The organism is Micromonospora sp. NPDC048887, assembly GCF_040649715.1.
In the GTDB taxonomy this organism is placed as follows: Bacteria; Actinomycetota; Actinomycetes; order Mycobacteriales; family Micromonosporaceae; genus Micromonospora.
Map to the genome: position 1 here is coordinate 19,140 of NZ_JBEZGA010000013.1, position 24,291 is coordinate 43,430.

The 24,291-nt window shown below is 69.6% G+C and carries 20 protein-coding genes and 3 tRNA genes; all 23 read left to right on the forward strand.

Annotation, left to right across the window (positions count from 1 at the left end):
• Positions 1 to 42: 42 nt before the first annotated feature.
• The 23 genes from AB0C17_RS20180 (at position 43) to tuf (ending at position 24,051) form a co-directional block, all read left to right on the forward strand.
• Positions 43 to 2,571, forward strand: coding sequence for a bifunctional diguanylate cyclase/phosphodiesterase (locus tag AB0C17_RS20180; protein WP_357383514.1), 2,529 nt, complete (start codon positions 43 to 45; stop codon positions 2,569 to 2,571).
• A gap of 97 nt (positions 2,572 to 2,668) precedes the next feature.
• Positions 2,669 to 2,741 (forward strand) — tRNA-Thr (locus AB0C17_RS20185).
• Between the two features lie 25 nt (positions 2,742 to 2,766).
• Positions 2,767 to 2,839: transfer RNA gene (locus AB0C17_RS20190), tRNA-Met, on the forward strand.
• A 132-nt stretch (positions 2,840 to 2,971) separates the two neighbouring features.
• Positions 2,972 to 3,139: a 50S ribosomal protein L33 gene (gene rpmG / locus AB0C17_RS20195; RefSeq protein ID WP_013288652.1), complete on the forward strand. Its 168-nt coding sequence runs from the start codon at positions 2,972 to 2,974 to the stop codon at positions 3,137 to 3,139.
• Between the two features lie 120 nt (positions 3,140 to 3,259).
• The gene (locus AB0C17_RS20200) at positions 3,260 to 3,706 is read left to right on the forward strand and encodes a MaoC family dehydratase N-terminal domain-containing protein (RefSeq protein WP_357383516.1); all 447 of its coding nucleotides are present in this window, start codon (positions 3,260 to 3,262) and stop codon (positions 3,704 to 3,706) included.
• Between the two features lie 4 nt (positions 3,707 to 3,710).
• The gene (locus tag AB0C17_RS20205; protein ID WP_357383518.1) at positions 3,711 to 4,103 is read left to right on the forward strand and encodes a MaoC family dehydratase; all 393 of its coding nucleotides are present in this window, start codon (positions 3,711 to 3,713) and stop codon (positions 4,101 to 4,103) included.
• Between the two features lie 127 nt (positions 4,104 to 4,230).
• Positions 4,231 to 4,303: transfer RNA gene (locus AB0C17_RS20210), tRNA-Trp, on the forward strand.
• Between the two features lie 214 nt (positions 4,304 to 4,517).
• Positions 4,518 to 4,925, forward strand: a complete 408-nt coding sequence (gene secE, locus AB0C17_RS20215) for a preprotein translocase subunit SecE (protein ID WP_357383520.1) — start codon at positions 4,518 to 4,520, stop codon at positions 4,923 to 4,925.
• A gap of 35 nt (positions 4,926 to 4,960) precedes the next feature.
• Positions 4,961 to 5,683 carry a transcription termination/antitermination protein NusG gene (nusG, locus tag AB0C17_RS20220; RefSeq protein WP_073828961.1) on the forward strand — a complete coding sequence of 241 codons (723 nt, stop codon included), beginning with the start codon at positions 4,961 to 4,963 and terminating at the stop codon, positions 5,681 to 5,683.
• Positions 5,684 to 5,870: 187 nt separating this feature from the next.
• On the forward strand, positions 5,871 to 6,302 hold the full coding sequence (gene rplK, locus AB0C17_RS20225) for a 50S ribosomal protein L11 (protein WP_013288647.1): 432 nt from the start codon (positions 5,871 to 5,873) through the stop codon (positions 6,300 to 6,302).
• 88 nt (positions 6,303 to 6,390) lie between these two features.
• Positions 6,391 to 7,107: a 50S ribosomal protein L1 gene (gene rplA, locus AB0C17_RS20230; protein ID WP_357383523.1), complete on the forward strand. Its 717-nt coding sequence runs from the start codon at positions 6,391 to 6,393 to the stop codon at positions 7,105 to 7,107.
• Positions 7,108 to 7,189: 82 nt separating this feature from the next.
• Complete coding sequence (locus tag AB0C17_RS20235; protein WP_357383525.1) at positions 7,190 to 7,966, forward strand: ATP-binding cassette domain-containing protein; 777 nt, start codon at positions 7,190 to 7,192, stop codon at positions 7,964 to 7,966.
• Positions 7,963 to 8,652 carry a hypothetical protein gene (locus AB0C17_RS20240; RefSeq protein WP_357383527.1) on the forward strand — a complete coding sequence of 230 codons (690 nt, stop codon included), beginning with the start codon at positions 7,963 to 7,965 and terminating at the stop codon, positions 8,650 to 8,652. The genes AB0C17_RS20235 and AB0C17_RS20240 overlap by 4 nt, the downstream gene beginning before the upstream one ends.
• Before the next feature lie 316 nt (positions 8,653 to 8,968).
• On the forward strand, positions 8,969 to 9,517 hold the full coding sequence (gene rplJ / locus AB0C17_RS20245; RefSeq protein WP_120573081.1) for a 50S ribosomal protein L10: 549 nt from the start codon (positions 8,969 to 8,971) through the stop codon (positions 9,515 to 9,517).
• Positions 9,518 to 9,571: 54 nt separating this feature from the next.
• The gene (gene rplL / locus AB0C17_RS20250) at positions 9,572 to 9,958 is read left to right on the forward strand and encodes a 50S ribosomal protein L7/L12 (protein WP_357383530.1); all 387 of its coding nucleotides are present in this window, start codon (positions 9,572 to 9,574) and stop codon (positions 9,956 to 9,958) included.
• A 575-nt stretch (positions 9,959 to 10,533) separates the two neighbouring features.
• On the forward strand, positions 10,534 to 13,965 hold the full coding sequence (locus AB0C17_RS20255) for a DNA-directed RNA polymerase subunit beta (protein ID WP_013288641.1): 3,432 nt from the start codon (positions 10,534 to 10,536) through the stop codon (positions 13,963 to 13,965).
• 80 nt (positions 13,966 to 14,045) lie between these two features.
• Positions 14,046 to 17,933 (forward strand): DNA-directed RNA polymerase subunit beta', encoded by a 3,888-nt coding sequence (locus AB0C17_RS20260; RefSeq protein ID WP_043328234.1) that lies wholly within the window; start codon positions 14,046 to 14,048, stop codon positions 17,931 to 17,933.
• Positions 17,934 to 18,030: 97 nt separating this feature from the next.
• On the forward strand, positions 18,031 to 18,399 hold the full coding sequence (locus tag AB0C17_RS20265; protein WP_357383532.1) for a hypothetical protein: 369 nt from the start codon (positions 18,031 to 18,033) through the stop codon (positions 18,397 to 18,399).
• 347 nt (positions 18,400 to 18,746) lie between these two features.
• On the forward strand, positions 18,747 to 19,118 hold the full coding sequence (locus AB0C17_RS20270; protein WP_357383579.1) for a hypothetical protein: 372 nt from the start codon (positions 18,747 to 18,749) through the stop codon (positions 19,116 to 19,118).
• Positions 19,119 to 19,616: 498 nt separating this feature from the next.
• Positions 19,617 to 19,991, forward strand: a complete 375-nt coding sequence (gene rpsL / locus AB0C17_RS20275) for a 30S ribosomal protein S12 (RefSeq protein WP_007465318.1) — start codon at positions 19,617 to 19,619, stop codon at positions 19,989 to 19,991.
• A 1-nt stretch (position 19,992) separates the two neighbouring features.
• The gene (gene rpsG / locus AB0C17_RS20280; RefSeq protein ID WP_013288637.1) at positions 19,993 to 20,463 is read left to right on the forward strand and encodes a 30S ribosomal protein S7; all 471 of its coding nucleotides are present in this window, start codon (positions 19,993 to 19,995) and stop codon (positions 20,461 to 20,463) included.
• 75 nt (positions 20,464 to 20,538) lie between these two features.
• Entirely contained in the window at positions 20,539 to 22,635 is a 2,097-nt protein-coding gene (gene fusA, locus AB0C17_RS20285) for an elongation factor G (RefSeq protein WP_357383535.1), read from the forward strand.
• 222 nt (positions 22,636 to 22,857) lie between these two features.
• Positions 22,858 to 24,051 (forward strand): elongation factor Tu, encoded by a 1,194-nt coding sequence (gene tuf, locus AB0C17_RS20290; RefSeq protein WP_013288635.1) that lies wholly within the window; start codon positions 22,858 to 22,860, stop codon positions 24,049 to 24,051.
• Positions 24,052 to 24,291 lie beyond the last annotated feature (240 nt).

Sequence of the window (24,291 nt, forward strand, 5' to 3'; positions counted from 1 at the left end):
GTCGACGACGGGGGCGGCGCGCCGCCAATCCGAAGGAGCGGCATGATCCGTCGCGATCAGTCACGACGCAGGTCCTCTGAGGACGCCTGGATCATCACGGCGCCGATGGCGCTCGTCGCGGTGGCGTGCGCCACGATGACCGGCCTGCTCGCCGACGATCCCTTCGGCCGCTGGCCGCAGGCGCTCCTCTTCCTGGGCCTCATGATCGTCGCCGGGCTGCCCCTGCTGAGCCTGGTCGTACGCCGGCAGACGCTCGGCGTCACCCTCACCGAGCTGCCGCTGGTCCTGGCGCTCTACTTCCTGCCGCCGCTGACTGTGGTGGTCATCTACACGCTGACGGCGGTCATCACGCACATCCGGCACCGGTTCTCGGCGCCGAAGGTCTGGTTCAACGTGGCGCGGGCTGCCGCCGGCACCTCGCTGGGGGTGCTGGTCCTCCAGGCGTTCCCGCCCATCCAGGGGGTCGGGCCACGCACCTGGGTGAGCATCGTCGCCGCCGTCAGCATGGTGCTGTTGGTGAGCGTCGTCAGCGTGGTCGCGGTGCACACCCTCCTGCACGGCTGGCAGACCGGGCGGGGCGCGCTGCGCAGCGCAAAGGCCGGTCTGCTGACGGCGGCCATCAACGTGTCCGTCGGGTTGATCGTGCTGATCCTGGTCCGCAGCACGTGGTGGTCGCTGCTGCTGCTGTCCGCCCTCGGCGCGGGGCTGGTCCTGGTCTACCGGTCGTACGCCCAGTTCTTCCGGCAGCACCGCACCCTCAGCGACCTGTACGACCTGACCCGTGCCGTGGTGGAGAGCGGGCAGAGCGGAACGCTCGCCGACGCCCTCCTCGGCCGGGTGCGGTCACTCATGCAGGCCGAGTACGCCACACTCTGGCTCCCGGCCCAGGGCCGGCACCCGGAGACGCTGCTGACCGCACGGGTCGACGACCCCGGCCTGCTCGACGAGGCACGTACGCCCCAGGCGTTGCGGGAGAAGGTGCGGTCGGCCCGTCGTACCGTGGCCGTCGGGCACGGCGTGACGACGGACGACGAGTTCCGCGCGGACCTCGCGGAGCGGCGGATCAAGGACGCGGTTGCCGTGCCGCTGCGGTCCGGGCCGGTGGTGATCGGCACCCTGGAGGTGGCCAACCGGCTCGGCGACGGCAACCACTTCACCCCGGCCGACATAGCGGTCTTCGAGACGGTGGCCGCCCACGCCGCGGTGGCCCTGGAGAACACCCGCCTGGTCGACCGGCTGCGGCACGACGCCGAGCACGACACGCTCACCAAGTTGCCCAACCGCCGGCGGATGACGGCGGCGGTGGCGGAGGCGGTCCGGATCGCGGCGCCCGGTGAGGTGGTGGCGCTGCTGCTGTTCGACGTCGACCGGCTCCGCGAGGTGAACGAGTCGCTTGGCCACGCGGCGGGCGACAAGGTGCTGGTCGAGGTGGCCGAGCGGCTGCGCGCCTGCGCGCCCTCCTCGGCGCTCGTCGGCCGGGCCGGCGGGGACGAGTTCCTGGTGACGCTCCGGCTGGAGAGCACCGAGGCGGCGCTGGACCTCGCCGCCCAGCTCCGGGAACAGATCCGCGACGAGATGGTCTTCGACGCGCTCACCCTGGACGTGGACACGGTCGTCGGCGTGGCCGTCCACCCCGACCACGGCAGTGACGCGGTGGCGCTGCTGCAACGCGTCGACCTGGCCGCCACCGCGGCCAAGTCGGTGCCGGGCAGCGTGCAGCTCTACAGTCCGGCGCTGGAGTCCCGGTCGCTGCGCCGGCTCGGCCTCGCCGGGGACCTGCAACGGGCGCTGGACGAGGGCGAGCTGGAGGTCTACTTCCAGCCCAAGGTCACGCTGCGGGACCGCCGCCTGGTGGGCGTGGAGTGCCTGGCCCGCTGGGAGCACCCGGCGCACGGCACGGTGGCGCCGGACGACTTCGTGGCGGTGGCCGAACACACCGGCCAGCTCGGCCGGCTCACCGAGTTCGTGCTCCGGGAGAGCCTGCGGCGCAGCCGCGACTGGAGCCACGGCGAACAGCCGCTGTCCGTCGCGGTCAACCTCGCCGCGCGTACGCTCACCGACCAGCACTTCCCGGCGCTGGTACGCGATCTGCTGGCCGAGTACGGCGTGCCGCCGCAGCAGCTGACGCTCGAGGTCACCGAGGCGGGCGTCCTGGACGGCACCGAACGTCCCATACCCACCCTGCGCAGCCTGCGGGACCTCGGTGTCCGGCTCTCGGTGGACGACTTCGGCACCGGTAACTCGTCGCTGGCGCAACTGCGCCGGCTGCCGGTGCACGAGGTGAAGGTGGACCGGTCGTTCGTGCAGGGCATGGCGACCGATCCGGGCGACCTGGCGATCGTCAACGCGGTGGTGACGCTGTCCCAGCAGTTCGGCCTGGCGGTGGTGGCCGAGGGTGTGGAGAGCGAGCTGACCCTGGAGCTGCTCCAGGACATCGGCTGTGAGATCGGCCAGGGCTTCCTGTTCAGCCGCCCGCTGCCGTACGAGCGGCTGGAGGCCTGGTTCGGTGCCCAGGTCGACCCGGAGACGGTGGTGGCGGGGGAGCTGCCGCGCCTGCGAGTGGTGCCCTGACCAGGGCGGACACTCACCTGGGGGATCCGATTTCACCTCCGCGACGCGGTCGTGTACTGTTTCCCCTGCGCGACACCCCCCAGGGGTGATCGGGCAGGCCCCCTTAGCTCAGTCGGCAGAGCGTCTCCATGGTAAGGAGAAGGTCTACGGTTCGATTCCGTAAGGGGGCTCAGAGGGTCCGGCTGGACCCGCCACGGCGGTGTAGCTCAGATGGCAGAGCAAGCGGCTCATAATCGCTGTGTCGCCGGTTCAAGTCCGGCCACCGCTACTCTCGTCCTCCGGGCCCAGCCCGGTGGCCGGTGGGATGGGCGCCACAGGCGCCCACTTTGCATGTCCGCGTCGTCAGCACGTAGGCTGACACGCCGTAGTTGTTATCCGTGAGCGAGGAAGGCACTCCGCCGTGGCGAAGGCGACCGATGTCCGGCCGAAGATCACTTTGGCGTGTGTGGAGTGCAAGGAGCGCAACTACATCACGCGCAAGAACCGCCGTAACGACCCGGACCGCATCGAGCTGAAGAAGTTCTGCCCCCGGGACGGCAAGCACACCGTCCACCGCGAGACCCGCTGATCGCGGCCGGCGCAGCCGGCACCGCACCAGCTTCTCGAACGCCGATCCACCTGACGGGTGGCCTCCGGGCCGCCCGACCGGGCGGATCGGCGTTCGTGTTTTCCGTGTAGGTTCGGCGGCATGTCCCTGGACCCGTCCTTCGTCGGCCGTACGTACCCGCCGACCGCCCCCTACCAGGTGGGCCGAGAAAAGATCCGCGAGTTCGCCACCGCCGTCGGCGCGACCGACCCGGCCCACCACGACCCGGAGGCGGCGCGGGCGCTCGGTCACCGCGACGTGGTGGCGCCGCCGACGTTCCCGGTGGTCGTCACCATGGCGGCCAACCGGCAGATCGTCGAGGATCCGGCGCTCGGTGTCGACTACAGCCGCGTGGTGCACGGCGACCAGCGGTTCGCGTACACCCGGCCGGTGGTGGCCGGGGACGAGCTGGTGTGCGTGAACACCATCGAGGAGGTCACCAGCCGGGGCGGGCACGGCTTCCTGACCACCCGCACGGACGTGAGCACCGTGGACGGTGAGCCGGTGGTCGCCGTCTGGTCCAAGATCGTCGTACGCGGGGAGGGCTGAGGACATGGAGCTGCCCACCCAGACGTACCGGGTGACCCGCGCGGATCTGGTCCGCTACGCGGGCGCCTCGGGCGACTTCAACCCGATCCACTGGAACGACCGCACCGCCACCGGCGTCGGGCTGCCGGGCGTCATCGCCCACGGCATGTTCACCATGGCCCTGGTCGGCCGGGCGGTGGCCGGCTGGGCCGGCGCGCCGGACGCGGTGGTCGACTTCGGCGTCCGGTTCACCCGCCCGGTGGTCGTCCCGGACACCGACGAGGGCACCGAGATCGAGGTGTCGGCGGTGGTCAAGGAGGTCACCGAAGACGGTCTGACCAGGCTGGACGTCACCGCCACCTGCCATGGTGAGAAGGTGCTGTCGCAGGCCCGGGCACTGATCCGCACGACGCGCTGAGGGTCCGCCCGACGCGCGAGGGGTAGACCGGTTGGGAAAGTCGCACGACTACCCGTACACTGGTCCGCCGTGGGGCAAGTGACCCCCGCTCGGCACAGCGTGTCCGGGTGGAGGTGAGTTGCCGCACAGGGGTGTAGCTCAATTGGCAGAGCAGCGGTCTCCAAAACCGCAGGCTGCAGGTTCAAGTCCTGTCACCCCTGCGCCTCAGGCCTGACCGTTCCGTGGGTCGCGCCGCCCTCACCGGCGGCGCTCGGCCCGTGGTGGTGGCATCGGTGGGGTGGCTCCGAGGCGTTCGGGACCTCCCGGCCGGTCCGCCGGCCGCGGCCCGTCGCGGGACGGTTGGTCCGGCCGGCGTGACCAACACGCCGCGCACGCCGCCCGGCGTGCGACCCCATATCCCGCACGGAGGGCGAAGTGGCCAAGAGCAAGCGCCGCGGCGAGGACGACGGCGACGAGCGTCTGGACGACGACGCGACCGTCGACGGCGTAGCCGACGACGACGTGGCCGACGACGACGCCACCGACGCGGACGAACCGGTCTCCCGGGGTGGCACCGCGACCCGTAAGCGGGCGCAGGCCGAGCCGGCCGAGGGCCGGAAGACCCGCAAGGACACCGAGCGGATCGGGCTGTTCGCCCGCATCGCGCGGTTCTTCCGCGAGGTCGTGGCAGAGCTGCGTAAGGTCATCTGGCCGACCCGCAAGGAGCTGCTGACCTACACGGCTGTGGTGGTCACCTTCGTCGCGGTGATGCTGGCGATCGTGGCCGGCCTGGACTACGGCTTCGCCAAGGCGGTGCTGTGGGTCTTCGGCGAGCCCAGCTGACCTGCGGACAGCGATACTGACGGAAGTGAGCGAGCGTGCCTGAGTACGACGAGACCGCCGGAACCCCGGACGAGCAGTCCACGGTGGCGACGGCGGCCAACAACGAGTCGGTCGAGGCCGCCAGCGAGCCGGAGTTCCCGACCACCGAGCCGGCCCCGGACGAGGACTTCGACCCGGTCGCCGAGCTGCGCCAGAAGCTGCGCTACGCGCCCGGCGACTGGTACGTGGTGCACTCGTACGCCGGCTACGAGAACAAGGTCAAGACCAACCTCGAGACCCGGATCACCTCCCTCGACATGGAGGACTTCATCTACCAGGTCGAGGTGCCGACCCGGGAAGAGGTCGAGGTCAAGAACGGCAAGCGGTCGCAGGTGCAGGCGAAGGTCTTTCCGGGCTACATCCTGGTCCGGATGGAGCTGACCGCCGAGTCCTACTCCTGCGTCCGGAACACCCCGGGGGTCACCGGCTTCGTCGGCGCGACCGACCGGGCCGACCGGCCGGCGCCGCTGAGCCTCGACGAGGTGCTCAAGTGGCTGGCTCCGGCGGTCGAGACCGAGCAGAAGAAGGCCAAGCCCGAGGTCAAGGTCCTCGACTTCGAGGTCGGCGACTCGGTCACCGTCACCGACGGCGCGTTCGCGTCGCTGCCGGCGACGATCAGCGAGATCAACGCCGACCAGCAGAAGCTCAAGGTGCTGGTGTCGATCTTCGGCCGGGAGACGCCGGTCGAGCTGAACTTCAACCAGGTCGCCAAGATCTGACGTACGTCGGCACCGGCGGCCCGCCCTCTCGGGGGTGGCCGCCGGTGCGCCGTTTCGCCGCCCGCCGACCTCGGCGCGGAGGGTGGCCGACGGCTGCGCTACCCTAGAACGTCGGCTGTCCGCACCGTGCTGACCGTGCGCGCCCGCGGACCGGCGAGAATCCCAGTTCCAAGCCCCAGGAAGAGACATGCCTCCGAAGAAGAAGCTCGTCAAGACGTTCACGCTTCAGCTCCCGGCGGGCCAGGCTACCCCGGCGCCGCCGGTCGGCCCCGCGCTCGGCCAGCACGGCGTGAACATCATGGAGTTCTGCAAGTCCTACAACGCGCAGACCGAGTCTCAGCGGGGCGACATCGTCCCCGCCGAGATCAGCGTCTACGAGGACCGCACGTTCACCTTCGTGCTGAAGACCCCGCCCGCCGCCCGGCTGCTGATCAAGGCCGCCGGTGTGCAGAAGGGCTCGGGCGTCCCGCACAAGGAGAAGGTCGGCTCGGTCACCCGCGCCCAGCTGCGCGAGATCGCCGAGAAGAAGATGGCGGATCTCAACGCCAACGACATCGACCAGGCCGAGAAGATCATCGCCGGCACCGCCCGGTCGATGGGCCTGACCGTCGCCGACTGACCTCGCTCCACCGCTCCACCCGATCTTTCTGTTCGTGGGAGGGCCGCGCACGCCGCGCGCCCGCCAGAGACCACAGGAGTCACCAGAAATGCAGCGCAGCAAGAGCTACCGCAAGGCCGCCGACGTCATCGACCGGTCGAAGCTCTACACCCCGGTCGAGGCCGTCAAGCTGGCCAAGGAGACCACCAACACCAAGTTCGACGCCACGGTCGAGGTCGCGATGCGCCTCGGCGTCGACCCCCGCAAGGCGGACCAGATGGTCCGCGGCACGGTCAACCTGCCGCACGGCACCGGTAAGACCGCCCGCGTGATCGTCTTCGCCGCCGGCGCGAAGGCCGAGGAGGCCGTCGCCGCGGGTGCGGACGAGGTGGGCACCGACGAGCTGGTCGCCCGTATCCAGGGTGGTTGGCTGGACTTCGACGCGGCGATCGCCACGCCCGACCAGATGGCCAAGATCGGCCGGATCGCGCGGATCCTGGGCCCGCGCGGTCTGATGCCGAACCCGAAGACCGGCACCGTGACCATGGACGTCACCAAGGCCGTCTCGGACATCAAGGGCGGCAAGATCACCTTCCGGGTGGACAAGCACTCCAACCTGCACCTGATCATCGGCAAGGCCTCCTTTTCGGAGAACCAGCTGGTGGACAACTACGCGGCGGTGCTGGACGAGGTGCTGCGGGCCAAGCCGTCCGCGGCCAAGGGCACCTACCTCAAGAAGGTCACCCTCACCACCACCATGGGCCCGGGCGTCCCGGTCGACCCGAAGGTCGTGAAGAACTTCCAGGAGGGCTCGGCCGAGGGCTGAGCACGCGTACTCCCGAACGGGGCCCCGCCACCACGCTGTGGCGGGGCCCCGTTCGTCCGTCCGGTGTGGCACTGTCGGCCGCATGAGGTTCGATGGCGTCTGGCTCCGCTACCACAGGCGCGGCCCGTGGGTGCTGCGGCAGGTCGACGTCGCGATCGGCCCGGGCGAGGCGGCTGTGGTGCTCGGCCGCAACGGCGCCGGCAAGTCCACGATCCTCCAGCTCGCCGCCGGGGTGCTGCGCCCGGGCCGGGGCCGAGTCGCCGACCGGCCGGCGGTCGTCGGCTGGGTGCCGGAGCGCTTCCCCGCCGACCAGCCGTTCACCGTCGGGGCCTACCTGTCCGGGATGGGCCGCGTCGCCGGCCTGTCCGGCGCCGCCGTCGACCGCGCGGTGCGCCACTGGGTGGAGCGGCTCGGCCTGACTCGCTTCCACGACGTGCGCCTGCCGCGGCTGTCCAAGGGCACCGCGCAGAAGGTCGGCCTGGCGCAGGCGCTGCTGCGCCCGCCCGGCCTGCTGGTGCTCGACGAGCCCTGGGAGGGGCTGGACGCCACCGCCCGCGAGTCGGTCCCCGAGATCATCGGCGAGGTGCTGGCCGACGGCGGCACGGTGCTGGTCAGCGACCACCGGGGTGAGACGGTCCGGCTGCCCGGCGCCCGGCACCTGTCGGTCGCCGACGGCTCGGTGACCGAGGCGGCGTCGTCGGGCGGCGCGGCCGTCGCCGTGGTCGAGCTGGCGGTGCCGGCCGCCGGGCTGTCCGCCGCCGTCGCCCGCCTGCGCGCCGACGGCCACCAGATCCTTCGGGTACGCGAACACGCCGTCCCGCCTCCCGCCACGCCCCCGGCGCCGGAGGTGGCCCGGTGATCGCGCTGACGCGGCTGCGGCTGACCGGCTTCGTGCGTACCGGACGGGCGCTGGCGCCGGTGCTGGCGGGTCTGCTCGTCCTCGGCGTCCTCTACGGCGGCGGCCGGGCGGAGCCGGCGGAGGCCTACGGCGTCTCCGCGGTGGTGCTGTTCCCGGTGCTGGCCTGGCAGACCAAGATCCTGCTGGACGTGGAACCCGACGTGCAGCGCCGGATGGCCCGGGTGGTGGCCGGGCCGGCCCGGGAACGGGCCGCCGGGCTGCTCGCGGCGCTGGTGGCGGGGCTCGTCGTGGTGCTCGTCGCGCTGGCGCTGCCGTGGCCGCTCGGTGGGTTGACCACGGCGGTCGAGCCGGGGGAGCGGCCGGTGCTCGTCGGGGTGGCCCTGGGGCTCTGGGCGCACCTGCTCGCGCTGCCGGCTGCGGTGGCGCTCGGCGCGCTCGCCAGCCGGGCGGTGACCCGCAGCGCCGGCTACGGGGTGGCGGTGCTGGTCACCGGCGCGGTCGGGGTCGTGGTGCTCGGGCTCTCCGGCTCGCTCGTGCCGTGGCTGGCCCCGCCGGTCATGGCGACCGCGCGGGCGGTCACCGGGCCGGTGGCGGCCGGCGAGGGGCTGCTGCTCACCGGCTGGGCGGCGCTCTGGGCGGCGGTGGCGTTGACCGGCTACGCCTGGGCACGGCGCACCCGGGCCTGAGCCGGGGTGACCGGGAGCACCCCGGGCGATTTGGTGCTGCGGCGCACGTCGCGTAACCTGGTGCGGTAGTTCCACCCAAAGACCGCTGGTCACCGTGCTCCGGCACGGTCGAAGGTCCCGCGACGACGGGCGACCCGCGCAGGGCGGTAAGCGAAACTCGGTGTCACGCACGGTCCGCCGACTGTGCCCGTGTCCCCGGCCCTCGCCCCGTGCGCCCTGCGCCGGGGCTTTTTCGTTGTCGTGATGCCTCCGCCGCCGTCGCCGAGCCCCGGCTCGCCGTCGGCGTACCAGCTCCGAGCAACGAGAGAGGAGGGACATGGCGGACAAGCCGATCCGGGCCGACAAGGCCACGGCCGTCGCCGAGCTGACCGAGAGCTTCCGCAACGCGGGAGCGACCGTGCTGACCGAGTACCGCGGGCTCACGGTCTCGCAGCTCACCCAGCTGCGGCGCTCGCTCGGCAAGGAGACCAGCTACACGGTCGCGAAGAACACGCTGGCCAAGCGTGCCGCGACCGATGCGGGCATCTCCGGCCTCGACGAGCTGTTCTCCGGTCCTACCGCGCTGACTTTCGTTTCGGGCGACGTCGTCGAGGCGGCGAAGGGGCTTCGTGACTTCGCGAAGGCCAACCCGAAGCTCGTCATCAAGGGCGGTGTCTTCGAGGGCAAGGCCATTTCCGCGGCCGAGGTCACGAAGCTCGCCGACCTGGAGTCCCGCGAGGTGCTGCTGGCCAAGCTGGCCGGCGCCATGAAGGGCAACCTGAGCAAGGCCGCGGCCCTGTTCCAGGCTCCGCTCTCCAAGGCCGCCCGCGCGGCGGCCGCCCTGGCGGACAAGAAGCGCGAGCAGGAGGGCGCCGAGGCGGCCTGAGGCCCTCCCGGCGCACCACGTTCTTAGTTTTCATTGCGAGAAAGGACGCCAGACATGGCGAAGCTCAGCACCGAAGAGCTGCTCGACGCGTTCAAGGAGATGACGCTGATCGAGCTCTCCGAGTTCGTGAAGCAGTTCGAGGACACCTTCGAGGTCACCGCCGCCGCTCCGGTCGCCGTGGCCGGCCCGGCCGGTCCGGGTGCCCCGGCCGCCGAGGCCGAGCCGGAGAAGGACGAGTTCGACGTCATCCTCGACGCCGACGGTGGCAAGAAGATCCAGGTCATCAAGGTCGTGCGTGAGCTGACCGGCCTGGGCCTCAAGGAGGCCAAGGACCTGGTCGAGGCCGCTCCGAAGGCCGTTCTGGAGAAGGCCAACAAGGAGACCGCCGAGAAGGCCAAGGCCAAGCTCGAGGGTGAGGGCGCCAAGGTCACCCTCAAGTGACCTTGCTCCACCTGACGCGCGTCCGGCTCACGTGAGCCGGGGCACACCGCGTCGCGGCGGGCGGTGATCCGGGAGACCGGGTCACCGCCCGCCGTGTTGGTGCCACCCGCGGGCGAACGGCGTGAGCAGGGCGTACAGCGTCCTCTCATCGGCCGGTCAGCGACGTCTGCCGGTAGCCCGTCGGTGGGAAAGACACCCCGAGCGGTAACCGGCCCTTGACGCGGCACCGGCCTGCCAGGCACGCTGAACATCAGCAAGACCTTCCGCGCTTGCAACGGCCGCCTCTCGGGTAAGGGCAACGGCAGCACCGCCGCCGCGGCACCCGAGCGGACCGGCAGGAGCGTCGCGTTCCGAGCGGCCCGGTCGACCCGGTTTTCCGAGGTCCCAGGGCTTGTTCCGCGACGACCTGCGGGTTGGGCTGGACAGCGGTTAGCCTCTCGGCTACACTGCTAGTTTGCGCTGCCTTCCGACTTGACCCCTGCTCGGAAATGTCCGATTGTGGATATTTCTGGTGGGGTCATTGGAGTGCACGCGTACCAGCCGTTCTGCAGCACCGGTCCTCGGAAGGACGCATCTTGGCAGCTTCCCGCCCTGCGAAGACCAGTCGTACGTCGAGCGCATTCGCGCCCCGCCGAGTTTCTTTCGGTCGGATCACCGAACACCTCGAGGTCCCCAACCTCCTCGCCATCCAGAACGAGTCCTTCGACTGGCTCGTCGGCAACGAGGCTTGGCAGGGCCGGTCGGCGGACGACCCGCACGCACGCTCGGGTCTCGCGGAGATCCTCGACGAGATCAGTCCCATTGAGGACTTCTCCGGCACCATGTCGCTCTCCTTCTCGGCTCCGCGCTTCGACGAGGTCAAGGCCTCGATCGAGGAGTGCAAGGAGAAGGACCTGACCTACTGCGCGCCGCTGTTCGTGACCGCGGAGTTCACCAACAACACCACTGGCGAGATCAAGAGCCAGACGGTGTTCATGGGTGACTTCCCGATGATGACGCCGAAGGGCACCTTCATCATCAACGGCACCGAGCGCGTCGTGGTCAGCCAGCTCGTCCGCTCGCCGGGCGTGTACTTCGACAAGCAGCCGGACAAGACCTCCGACCGCGACCTCTCCAGCGTCAAGGTCATCCCGAGCCGGGGTGCCTGGCTGGAGTTCGACATCGACAAGCGCGACACGGTCGGCGTTCGCATCGACCGCAAGCGCCGCCAGGCCGTCACCGTCCTGCTCAAGGCCATCGGGTGGTCCGCCGAGCGCATCCGTGAGAAGTTCGGCTGGTCCGAGCTCATGATGACCACGCTCGAGAAGGACCACATCGCCGGCCAGGACGAGGCCCTGCTCGACATCTACCGGAAGCTCCGCCCTGGCGAGCCGCCGACCCGTGAGAACGCCCAGACCCTGCTCGACAACCTCTTCTTCAACCCGAAGCGGTACGACGTCGCCAAGGTCGGGCGCTACAAGTTCAACAAGAAGCTCGAGCTGGACGTGCCGATCACCACCGGCACGCTCACCGAGGACGACATCGTCGCCACCGTGGAATACCTCTGCCGGCTGCACGCCGGTGAGGAGGGCTACGAGGCCGACGACATCGACCACTTCGGCAACCGTCGCCTGCGTACCGTGGGCGAGCTGATCCAGAACCAGGTCCGGGTGGGTCTCTCCCGGATGGAGCGGGTCGTCCGCGAGCGGATGACCACCCAGGACGTCGAGGCGATCACGCCGCAGACCCTGATCAACATCCGCCCGGTGGTGGCGGCGATCAAGGAGTTCTTCGGTACGTCGCAGCTGTCCCAGTTCATGGACCAGACCAACCCGCTGGCGGGCCTGACCCACCGGCGCCGGCTGAGCGCGCTCGGCCCGGGTGGTCTGTCCCGCGAGCGGGCCGGCTTCGAGGTCCGGGACGTGCACCCGTCCCACTACGGCCGGATGTGCCCGATCGAGACGCCGGAAGGCCCGAACATCGGCCTGATCGGCGCGCTGTCCACGTTCGCCCGGGTCAACCCGTTCGGCTTCATCGAGACGCCGTACCGGAAGGTCATCGACGGCCGGGTCACCGACCAGATCGACTACCTGACCGCGGACGAGGAGGACCGGTTCGTCAAGGCGCAGGCAAACGCCCCGCTGAAGTCGGACGGCACCTTCGCCGAGGATCGCGTCCTGGTCCGCCGTAAGGGCGGCGAGACCGAGGACGTCGCGCCGGGCGCCGTGGACTACATGGACGTGTCGCCGCGGCAGATGACCTCGGTCGCCACCGCGATGATCCCGTTCCTGGAGCACGACGACGCCAACCGCGCGCTCATGGGCGCGAACATGCAGCGTCAGGCGGTGCCGCTGGTCAAGGCCGAGGCCCCGCTGGTCGGTACGGGCATGGAGTACCGCGCCGCGGTGGACGCCGGCGACGTGGTCGTCGCCGAGGTCGGCGGTGTGGTCGAGGACCTGTGCGCGGACTACATCACGGTCCACCAGGACGACGGCCACCGCCGGACGTACCTGCTGCACAAGTTCCGCCGCTCCAACGCCGGCTCCTGCGTCAACCAGAAGCCGGTCGTCTTCGAGGGCGACCGCGTCGAGGCCGGCCAGGTCATCGCCGACGGTCCGTGCACCGACGAGGGCGAGATGGCGCTCGGGCGCAACCTGCTCGTGGCGTTCATGTGCTGGGAGGGCCACAACTACGAGGACGCGATCATCCTGTCGCAGCGCCTCGTGCAGCAGGACGTGCTCACCTCGATCCACATCGAGGAGCACGAGGTCGACGCCCGGGACACCAAGCTCGGCCCGGAGGAGATCACCCGCGACATCCCGAACGTCAGCGAGGAGATGCTCGCCGACCTCGACGAGCGCGGCATCATCCGGATCGGCGCCGAGGTCGTCCCCGGTGACATCCTGGTCGGCAAGGTCACCCCGAAGGGTGAGACCGAGCTGACCCCCGAGGAGCGGCTGCTCCGCGCGATCTTCGGTGAGAAGGCGCGCGAGGTCCGCGACACCTCGCTGAAGGTGCCGCACGGCGAGACCGGAACGGTCATCGGTGTGCGTACCTTCTCCCGCGAGGACGGCGACGAGCTGCCCCCGGGCGTGAACGAGCTGGTCCGGGTCTACGTGGCCCAGAAGCGCAAGATCCAGGACGGTGACAAGCTCGCGGGCCGCCACGGCAACAAGGGCGTCATCTCCAAGATCCTGCCGATCGAGGACATGCCGTTCCTGGAGGACGGCACCCCGGTCGACATCGTGCTGAACCCGCTCGGTGTGCCGTCCCGGATGAACATCGGCCAGGTCCTGGAGACCCACCTCGGGTGGGTGGCCAAGACCGGCTGGAGCGTGGACGGCGACGACGCCGAGTGGAAGCGCCAGCTCCGCTCGATCAACGCGCACGAGTCCGAGCCGGACACCAACGTGGCCACTCCGGTCTTCGACGGTGCCCGCGAGGAGGAGATCTCCGGTCTGCTGGCGTCGACCCTGCCCAACCGGGACGGCAACCAGCTCATCGGCGGCAGCGGCAAGGCGCAGCTGTTCGACGGTCGTTCCGGCGAGCCGCTGCCCGACCCGATCGCGGTCGGCTACGTCTACATCCTGAAGCTCAACCACCTGGTCGACGACAAGATCCACGCCCGGTCGACCGGCCCGTACTCGATGATCACGCAGCAGCCGCTGGGCGGTAAGGCGCAGTTCGGTGGCCAGCGCTTCGGTGAGATGGAGTGCTGGGCCATGCAGGCGTACGGCGCCGCCTACGCCCTGCAGGAGCTGCTGACCATCAAGTCCGACGACGTCCTGGGCCGGGTCAAGGTCTACGAGGCGATCGTCAAGGGCGAGAACATCCCCGAGCCGGGCATCCCGGAGTCGTTCAAGGTGCTGCTCAAGGAGCTGCAGTCGCTGTGCCTCAACGTCGAGGTGCTCTCCAGCGACGGTGTGGCCCTGGAGATGCGCGAGACCGACGACGAGGTGTTCCGGGCGGCGGAGGAGCTGGGCATCGACCTGTCCCGGCGCGAGCCGAGCTCGGTCGAAGAGGTCTGAGGTGGTGATCCGGGGCAGGGTGACCCTGCCCCGGATCCCACTCGTTAGCTAGCAGTACAGACGACGACATAGGGGACATAGTGCTCGACGTCAACTTCTTCGACGAGCTGCGCATCGGCCTCGCCACCGCTGACGACATCCGTCAGTGGTCCCACGGCGAGGTAAAGAAGCCCGAGACCATCAACTACCGCACCCTCAAGCCGGAGAAGGACGGGCTCTTCTGCGAGAAGATCTTCGGTCCGCAGCGGGACTGGGAGTGCTACTGCGGTAAGTACAAGCGGGTCCGATTCAAGGGCATCATCTGCGAGCGCTGTGGCGTCGAGGTGACCCGCTCCAAGGTTCGCCGGGAGCGGATGGGTCACATCGAGCTGGCCGCTCCGGTGACCCACATCTGGTACTTCAAGGGCGTGCCGAGCCGGCTGGGTTACCTGCTGGACCTCGCCCCGAAGGACCTCGAAAAGATCATCTACTTCGCCTCGTACGTCGTGACGAGCGTGGACGCCGAAGCGCGTCACCGCGACCTCTCGACCATCGAGAACGAGATCCTGGCCGAGAAGCGGCAGGCGGAGAACAGCCGCGACTCGGAGATCGAGAAGCGGGCCGCCAAGCTGGAGGCCGACCTGGCCGAGCTGGAGGCCGAGGGCGCGAAGGCGGACGTCCGGCGCAAGGTCAAGGAGGGCGGAGAGCGCGAGATGCGCCAGATCCGCGACCGGGCCCAGCGCGAGATCGACCGCCTCGACGAGGTCCTCGACACCTTCCGCAAGCTGGAGCCGAAGCAGCTGGTCACCGACGAGCTGCTCTACCGCGAGCTGCGCGACCGCTTCGGTGAGTACTTCACCGGCAGCATGGGCGCCGAGGCGATCAAGGCCCTGGTCCAGAACATGGACCTGGAGGCCGAGGCGGAGAACCTGCGCGAGACGATCCGCTCCGGCAAGGGCCAGCGGAAGATCCGGGCGCTCAAGCGGCTCAAGGTCGTCGCGGCGTTCCAGAACACCCGCAACTCGCCGCTCGGCATGGTGCTGGACTGCGTCCCGGTCATCCCGCCGGACCTGCGCCCGATGGTGCAGCTCGACGGTGGCCGCTTCGCGACCTCCGACCTGAACGACCTGTACCGGCGTGTGATCAACCGGAACAACCGCCTCAAGCGGCTGATCGACCTCGGCGCGCCCGAGATCATCGTCAACAACGAGAAGCGGATGCTCCAGGAGGCCGTCGACGCGCTGTTCGACAACGGCCGTCGTGGTCGTCCGGTCACCGGCCCGGGTAACCGGCCGCTGAAGTCGCTGTCCGACATGCTCAAGGGCAAGCAGGGCCGGTTCCGCCAGAACCTGCTGGGCAAGCGCGTCGACTACTCCGGCCGTTCGGTCATCGTGGTCGGCCCGAAGCTCAAGCTGCACCAGTGCGGCCTGCCCAAGCAGATGGCGCTGGAGCTGTTCAAGCCGTTCGTGATGAAGCGGCTGGTCGACCTCAACCACGCCCAGAACATCAAGTCCGCCAAGCGGATGGTCGAGCGGCAGCGGCCGGTCGTGTGGGACGTGCTGGAAGAGGTCATCGGCGAGCACCCGGTGCTGCTGAACCGCGCGCCGACCCTGCACCGTCTGGGCATCCAGGCCTTCGAGCCGCAGCTGGTCGAGGGCAAGGCCATCCAGATCCACCCGCTGGTCTGCACCGCGTTCAACGCCGACTTCGACGGTGACCAGATGGCGGTGCACGTGCCGCTGTCCGCCGAGGCCCAGGCCGAGGCGCGGATCCTGATGCTGTCGTCGAACAACATCCTCAAGCCGGCCGACGGCAAGCCGGTCACCATGCCCACCCAGGACATGGTCATCGGTCTCTACCACCTCACCCACCTCACCCCGGGTGGCAAGGGCGAGGGCCGGGCGTTCAGCTCGGACGCCGAGGCGCGGATGGCGTACGACAACGGCGAGCTGCACCTGCAGGCGCCGGTCCGGATCCGGCTGCGCGACGTGGTCGGCGTGGACAACGGCGCCGGCGCCGAGCCGTGGACCGCCCCCGAGGGGTGGACCGAGGGCGAGCCGGTGACCGTGGAGACCACGCTGGGCCGGGTCCTGTTCAACGAGACGCTGCCCCCGGGCTACCGCTTCGTGAACTACGAGATCCGCAAGGGCCAGCTCTCCGCGATCGTCAACGACCTCGCCGAGCGGTTCCCGAAGGTGGCCCTGGCGGCCACCCTGGACGGGCTCAAGGAGGCCGGTTTCCACTGGGCCACCTGGTCCGGCGTCACCATCGGCATGGAGGACGTCATCGCTCCGCCGCGCAAGCGGGAGATCCTGGAGCGGTACGAGAAGGAAGCCGACCGGATCGACAAGCAGTACCAGCGTGGTCTGATGACCGCCGAGGAGCGCCGCGGCGAGCTCATCGAGATCTGGACCAAGGCGACAAACGAGGTCGCCAAGGAGATGGACACCGCGCTGCCGCAGGAGAACCCGCTGTGGAAGATGATCAACTCGGGTGCCCGCGGTAACCTGCTCCAGCTCCGGCAGATCGCGGCGATCCGTGGTCTGGTGGCCAACCCCAAGGGCGAGATCATCCCGCGACCCATCAAGGCGTCGTACCGGGAGGGTCTGTCCGTGCTGGAGTACTTCATCTCCACGCACGGTGCCCGCAAGGGTCTCGCGGACACCGCCCTGCGTACCGCCGACTCGGGTTACCTGACCCGGCGTCTGGTGGACGTCTCGCAGGACGTCATCATCCGCGAGGAGGACTGCGGCACCGACCGCGCCATCCCGATGCAGGTCGGCGAGCGCATCGACGGCAAGCTGGTCGTGCACGAGCACGCCGAGACCAGCGTGCACGCCCGGACGCTGGCCGACGACATCAAGGGGCCGGACGGCACCGTGGTGGCGCACCGCGGCCAGGACATCAACTCGATCCTGGTGGACGCGATCGTCGCCGCCGGGACCGAGACGGTGCGGGTGCGCAGCGTGCTCACCTGCGAGTCGAAGCTGGGCGTCTGCGGTGCGTGCTACGGCCGCTCGCTGCCGACCGGCAAGACCGTGGACGTCGGCGAGGCGGTCGGCATCATCGCCGCCCAGTCGATCGGTGAGCCGGGTACGCAGCTGACGATGCGTACCTTCCACACCGGTGGTGTCGCGGGTGAGGACATCACCCAGGGTCTGCCCCGTGTCCAGGAGATCTTCGAGGCCCGGGTGCCGAAGGGTAAGGCGCCCATCGCCGACACCCCCGGCCGCATCCGGATCGAGGACGGCGAGCGGTCCCGCAAGATCGTGGTCATCCCGGACGACGGCAGCGACGAGATCGTCTACGACAAGATCTCGAAGCGGGTCCGGCTCCGGGCGCACGACGGCGACCACGTCGAGGTCGGCGAGAAGCTCACCGAGGGCACCATCGACCCGCACGAGCTGCTGCGCATCCTCGGCCCGCGCGCGGTCCAGGTCCACCTGACCCAGGAGGTCCAGGAGGTCTACCGCTCGCAGGGTGTGCTCATCCACGACAAGCACATCGAGATCATCATCCGCCAGATGCTCAAGCGGGTGACCGTGATCGACTCCGGCTCGACCGAGTTCCTGCCGGGCGTGCTTGTCGACCGGGCGCTGTTCGAGTCGGAGAACCGCCGGCTCGTCGGCGAGGGTGGCGAGCCCGCCGCCGGTCGCCCGGTGCTGATGGGTATCACCAAGGCCTCGCTGGCCACGGATTCCTGGCTGTCGGCGGCCTCCTTCCAGGAGACCACCCGGGTGCTGACGGACGCGGCGATCCACGCCCGCAGCGACTCGCTGATCGGCCTCAAGGAGAACGTGATCATCGGTAAGCTCATCCCGGCCGGTACGGGCATCAGCAAGTACCGCAACGTCCGGGTCGAGCCGACCGAGGAGGCGAAGGCCAAGGTCTACTCGATGACCGGCTACCCGGAGACCGACTACGGCTTCGGGCCGGCCAGCGGCCAGGCGGTTCCGCTGGACGACTTCGACTTCGGGTCGTACCGCTAAGCAATAGGAAACGACGAGGCCCCCGGCATCCGCCGGGGGCCTCGTCGCGTCCGCGGTGCCGGGACCGGTGCGCGGGATCCGGGGCATGATGGAGGGCATGACGACAGTGCCCGGGCCGGCGCCTGCCGTGCCGCAGGCGTACCGCCATCCGCACGATCCGGAGCCGGTCCGCTCCACCAAGGCCCGCGCCGTCTTCGCGCTCGGGCTGATCGGTGCGCTCACCGGGTTCTTCATCGGCGGCGCGGTGCCGGCGACCATCGCGCTCATGCTGGCCCGGCAGGCCCGCCGGGAGGCGTACGCCTCGGGTGGTTACCTCACCGGCGCGGACTGGCTGCGGCGCGGCGAGCAGATGGCGCGGACCGGCCTGGTGCTCACCGCCGCCGCGGTGGTCGCCGCGGTGGTGATCGGTGTGGTCCGGCACGCGGACGCCTCGTTCGGCCACGACTTCGCGCCGAACTTCGACTGACCCGGTGGGGGAGCGGGCCCGCGCCCGCCCACCCGGCCGTGATCGGCGACGGTAGCCTGGCCGGTGTCCGCCGCGCGGCGGGCGCGTGTGGACAGGAGGATCCCGTGACGGAACCGGCTGCGCCGGGAGGCGACCCGAACCGCCCCGGGCCGTACCCGCCGGGTCCCGCGTCCGCGCCCGCGCACCAACCGGCGTTCGGGGCGTACCCGGGGAGTCCGCCGGCGCACGGTGGCGGGTGGGCGGCGCCGGGGAGCGCGCCCGGCCACGGCGGCTGGGGTCCGCACGGCGGGCCGGCGCTTCCGCCGCCGCCGGCCGAGGCGCCCCGGCCGCCGAAGCGGGTCGACGCGGTGCCGGGTACGCCGTTCGGCGTGGTCCACCTCGACGTGCCGCCGGTCACCTCGGGCCTGGCCATCGGGTCGCTCGTCGCCGGGATCGCCGCGATCGGGGTGTCGCTGCTGGTGCTGTGTTTCGGCCTGGCCGGCCGAAATGTCGGCGGCGCCTGGGCGGCGGGCGCGTTCACGGTGCTCGGCGGGTTGATCGGCGTCGGTGCGGTGGTGGCCGGCCTGCTCGCCCGGCGGCAGGTCCGGCGGCAGCCGCCGCCACCGGCGGTCCGGTTCACCGGCGCCGGCCTGGCCGTGGCCGGGATCTCCTGCGGCGCGGCGGGCCTGTTGTTCGGCCTGATCGGGCTCGCGCTGGCTCTGGTGGTGCAGATCACCTGAGGTCGTGTCCGCGACGCCTGCGGCCGGTGGCCGGGGTTGAGCGGTATGTCCGGGTGCCCGAAGGCCGGGCGGTCCCGGGGCCGCCCGGCCGCGCGACGGACGAGCCGGTACACTTGTCACTGTAGGTGCCCATCACCGGCGCATCGGCGACCCGGAGGTCGGCGGCGGACCGCACAGCGGTCCTTCTCCGACCCATCCGTTTTGACCGGCGCGGCTGTGGTAGGTACTCTTTCCCCTTGTGCCCGGGCCCGCCCGGGCAATGCGTGCGTGCGCTGGAACCGGTCAGCCGGTGATCGCGCGATCGCACCACCAAGACCGAAGATCCGGTACGACGCCTCAGCGGCCGACACCGGGCCGTGACTCGGGCGACACGCCCGACCGCGGGTGCTGGGGTGCCGTCAGGCGGCCCTGGTTGGAATGTAGGAGAGCCGCCCATCCGGACGGCTGGAGCAGACGGCGCGGTCGCCTCGCAGCGGCCGAAGGGAGCGGAGAAACCCGGTGCCCACCATTCAGCAGTTGGTCCGAAAGGGCCGTCAGGCCAAGACGACCAAGACCAAGACCCCGGCGCTCAAGGGGTCTCCCCAGCGGCGCGGCGTGTGCACCCGCGTGTACACCACCACCCCGAAGAAGCCGAACTCGGCGCTGCGCAAGGTCGCTCGTGTCAAGCTCAGCAGCCAGATCGAGGTGACCGCCTACATCCCGGGCGTCGGCCACAACCTTCAGGAGCACTCGATCGTGCTCGTGCGCGGCGGTCGTGTGAAGGACCTGCCCGGCGTGCGGTACAAGATCGTGCGCGGCTCGCTGGACACCCAGGGTGTCCGCAACCGCAAGCAGGCTCGCAGCCGTTACGGCGCGAAGAAGGAGAAGAGCTGACATGCCGCGTAAGGGACCCGCTCCGCGGAAGCCGCTGGTCGCTGACCCGGTGTACAACTCGCCGCTGGTCACCCAGCTGGTGAACAAGATCCTGCTGCGCGGCAAGCGTCAGCTCGCCGAGCGCATCGTGTACGCCGCCCTGGAGGGCTGCCGCGAGAAGTCCGGCACCGACCCGGTCGTCACGCTCAAGCGCGCGATGGACAACGTCAAGCCGACCCTCGAGGTGCGCAGCCGCCGTGTCGGTGGCGCCACCTACCAGGTTCCGGTCGAGGTCCGGCCGTCCCGCGCGACCACGCTCGGTCTGCGCTGGCTGGTGACCTACTCCCGGGCCCGGCGCGAGAAGACCATGGTCGAGCGGCTGATGAACGAGCTGCTGGACGCGAGCAACGGCCTCGGCGCCGCCGTCAAGCGGCGTGAGGACACGCACAAGATGGCCGAGTCGAACAAGGCCTTCGCGCACTACCGCTGGTAACACCTGAGGTTCCGGCGCCCACCGGCGCCGGAACCGCCACCAGTTGTGTCGAGACGACGATAAGTAGGGATTGAAGTGGCCGCCGCAGACGCGCTCGCCAACGTACGCAACATCGGCATCATGGCCCACATCGATGCCGGTAAGACCACCACCACCGAGCGAATCCTGTTCTACACCGGCATCACGTACAAGATCGGTGAGGTCCACGAGGGCGCCGCCGTCATGGACTGGATGGAGCAGGAGCAGGAGCGCGGTATCACCATCACTTCCGCCGCCACCAAGTGCGAGTGGAAGGGCCACACGATCCAGATCATCGACACGCCCGGCCACGTCGACTTCACGGTCGAGGTCGAGCGGTCGCTGCGTGTTCTGGACGGTGCGGTCGCGGTCTACGACGGCGTGGCCGGCGTGGAGCCCCAGACGGAGAACGTCTGGCGGCAGGCGGACAAGTACAACGTCCCCCGGATGTGCTTCGTCAACAAGCTCGACCGGACCGGTGCCGACTTCTTCCGCTGCGTGCAGATGATGATCGACCGGCTCAACGCCACCCCGCTGGTCCTGCAGATCCCGATCGGCGCCGAGTCCGACTTCATCGGCGTGGTCGACCTGGTCGAGATGCGCGCGCTCACCTGGCGCGGCGAGACCCAGAAGGGTGAGGACTACGCGGTCGAGGAGATCCCGGCCGACCTCGCCGACTCCGCCGCCGAGTGGCGCGAGAAGCTGATGGAGACCCTCGCCGACGTCGACGACTCGGTGATGGAGAAGTACCTCGAGGGCGAGGAGATCTCGGTCGACGAGATCAAGGCCGCCATCCGCCGGGCCACCATCGCCGGCAAGGCCAACCCGGTCCTCACCGGTACCGCCTTCAAGAACAAGGGCATCCAGCCGATGCTGGACGCGGTCGTCGCGTACCTGCCCTCGCCGCTGGACATCCCGGCGATCGAGGGTACGGCCACCGACGGCGAGACCCCGCTGCAGCGGAAGCCCGCGGTCTCCGAGCCGTTCTCCGGCCTGGCCTTCAAGATCCAGACCGACAAGCACCTCGGCAAGCTGACGTACGTCCGGATCTACTCCGGCACGCTCGAGTCCGGTTCTCAGGTGATCAACTCCACCAAGGACCGCAAGGAGCGGATCGGCAAGATCTACCAGATGCACGCCAACAAGCGGGAGGAGCGCAGCTCCGCCCAGGCCGGCGACATCATCGCGGTGCAGGGTCTGAAGCAGACCACCACCGGTGACACCCTGTGCGACCCGGCGAACCCGGTCATCCTGGAGTCGATGACCTTCCCGGAGCCGGTCATCGAGGTGGCCATCGAGCCGAAGACCAAGGCCGACCAGGAGAAGCTCAGCACCGCCATCCAGCGGCTGGCCGAGGAGGACCCGACCTTCCGCGTCAAGCTGGACGACCAGACCGGTCAGACGGTCATCTCCGGCATGGGCGAGCTGCACCTGGACATCCTGGTCGACCGGATGCGCCGCGAGTTCAACGTCGAGGCGAACATCGGCAAGCCGCAGGTGGCGTACCGCGAGACCATCCGCCGCAAGGTGGAGAAGGTCGAGTACACCCACAAGAAGCAGACCGGTGGTTCCGGCCAGTACGCCCGCGTGATCATCAGCGTGGAGCCGCTGCCGCTCGGCAACGACGCCCCGACCTACGAGTTCGCCAACGCGGTGACCGGTGGCCGCATCCCCCGGGAGTTCATCCCCTCGGTGGACGCGGGTGCGCAGGACGCCATGCAGTACGGCATCCTCGCCGGCTTCCCCCTGGTGGGCGTCAAGCTCACCCTGGTGGACGGCCAGTACCACGAGGTCGACTCGTCGGAGATGGCGTTCAAGATCGCCGGCTCGATGGCGATGAAGGAGGCGGCCCGCAAGGCCGACCCCGCTCTCCTCGAGCCGATGATGGCCGTTGAAGTCACCACTCCTGAGGAGAACATGGGTGACGTCATCGGCGACCTCAACTCCCGGCGTGGCATCATCCAGGCGATGGAGGAGCGCAGCGGCGCTCGCGTCGTCCGGGCTCTGGTGCCGCTGTCGGAGATGTTCGGCTACGTCGGCGACCTGCGGTCGAAGACCCAGGGCCGGGCTAGCTACAGCATGCAGTTCGACTCCTACGCCGAGGTTCCGAACTCGGTGGCCAAGGAGATCATCGCCAAGGCGACGGGTGAGTGACACTCACCCTCGGCTGATCCGATGACACGGGGGCGGTCGCGGGAGGGTTCTCCCGCCCGCGGCCACCTCGATCGGATTGCGTGAGACCGGGCCTGTAGGCTTCATCGCCGCAGAACCCACAAAAGCTCTCCGGCCTTCCGGCCGGAAAGGCTGTCGACAGAGTCCTAAGCGCCGAACGGCGCGCCGGGGCGAACGAACCAAGAAAGTCCACAGGAGGACCCAGTGGCGAAGGCGAAGTTCGAGCGGACTAAGCCGCACGTCAACATCGGCACCATTGGTCACATCGACCACGGTAAGACGACGCTGACGGCGGCCATCACCAAGGTCCTGCACGACCAGTACCCGGACCTGAACCCGTACACGCCGTTCGACGAGATCGACAAGGCGCCGGAGGAGAAGGCCCGCGGCATCACGATCTCCATCGCGCACGTCGAGTACCAGACCGAGGCGCGTCACTACGCGCACGTCGACTGCCCCGGTCACGCCGACTACATCAAGAACATGATCACCGGTGCCGCGCAGATGGACGGCGCGATCCTGGTGGTGGCGGCGACCGACGGCCCGATGCCGCAGACCCGCGAGCACGTGCTGCTGGCCCGTCAGGTCGGTGTGCCGTACATCGTCGTGGCGCTCAACAAGAGCGACATGGTCGACGACGAGGAGCTCCTGGAGCTCGTCGAGCTCGAGGTCCGCGAGCTGCTCTCCTCGCAGGAGTACCCGGGTGACGACCTGCCGGTCGTGCGGGTCTCGGCGCTGAAGGCCCTGGAGGGCGACCCGGAGTGGACCGGGAAGCTCCTGGACCTGATGAACGCCGTGGACACCGCGATCCCGCAGCCGGAGCGCGAGACCGAGAAGCCGTTCCTCATGCCCATCGAGGACGTCTTCACGATCACCGGCCGCGGCACCGTGGTCACCGGTCGCGCCGAGCGCGGCATCCTCAAGCCGAACGAGGAGGTGGAGATCGTCGGCATCCGTGAGAAGTCGATGAAGACCACCTGCACCGGCATCGAGATGTTCCGCAAGCTGCTCGACGAGGCCCGCGCGGGTGAGAACGTCGGTCTGCTGCTGCGTGGCATCAAGCGCGAGGACGTCGAGCGCGGCATGGTCGTCATCAAGCCGGGCACCACGACCCCGCACACGGAGTTCGAGGCGACGGTCTACATCCTCTCCAAGGAGGAGGGCGGCCGGCACACCCCGTTCTTCCAGAACTACCGCCCGCAGTTCTACTTCCGGACCACGGACGTCACCGGCGTCGTCACGCTGCCCGAGGGCACCGAGATGGTCATGCCGGGCGACAACACCTCGATGACGGTGAAGCTGATCCAGCCCATCGCCATGGAGGAGAACCTGAAGTTCGCGATCCGCGAGGGTGGTCGTACGGTTGGCGCGGGTCGCGTCACCAAGATCATCAAGTGAGCTGGGTAACCCCGATTAGCGTCGCCGCCGGTAGTGCGGCATACTAGTCAGGTTGCGTAACGACAGTCGGTCGCCTGCGTCCGGTTAACGCTGGACCTCCGGGAGTCAGACTGTCTCGCGTAGGGTGGTTGATCGCCATCGGCGGTCAACCACCCTCGCGCGGCGTCCAGGTCGCGGTCCCCGCGATCGGCGCCATGACCCACCGCGTGGTCAGAGAATCGCTCCGGAGTCCCGGGGCGG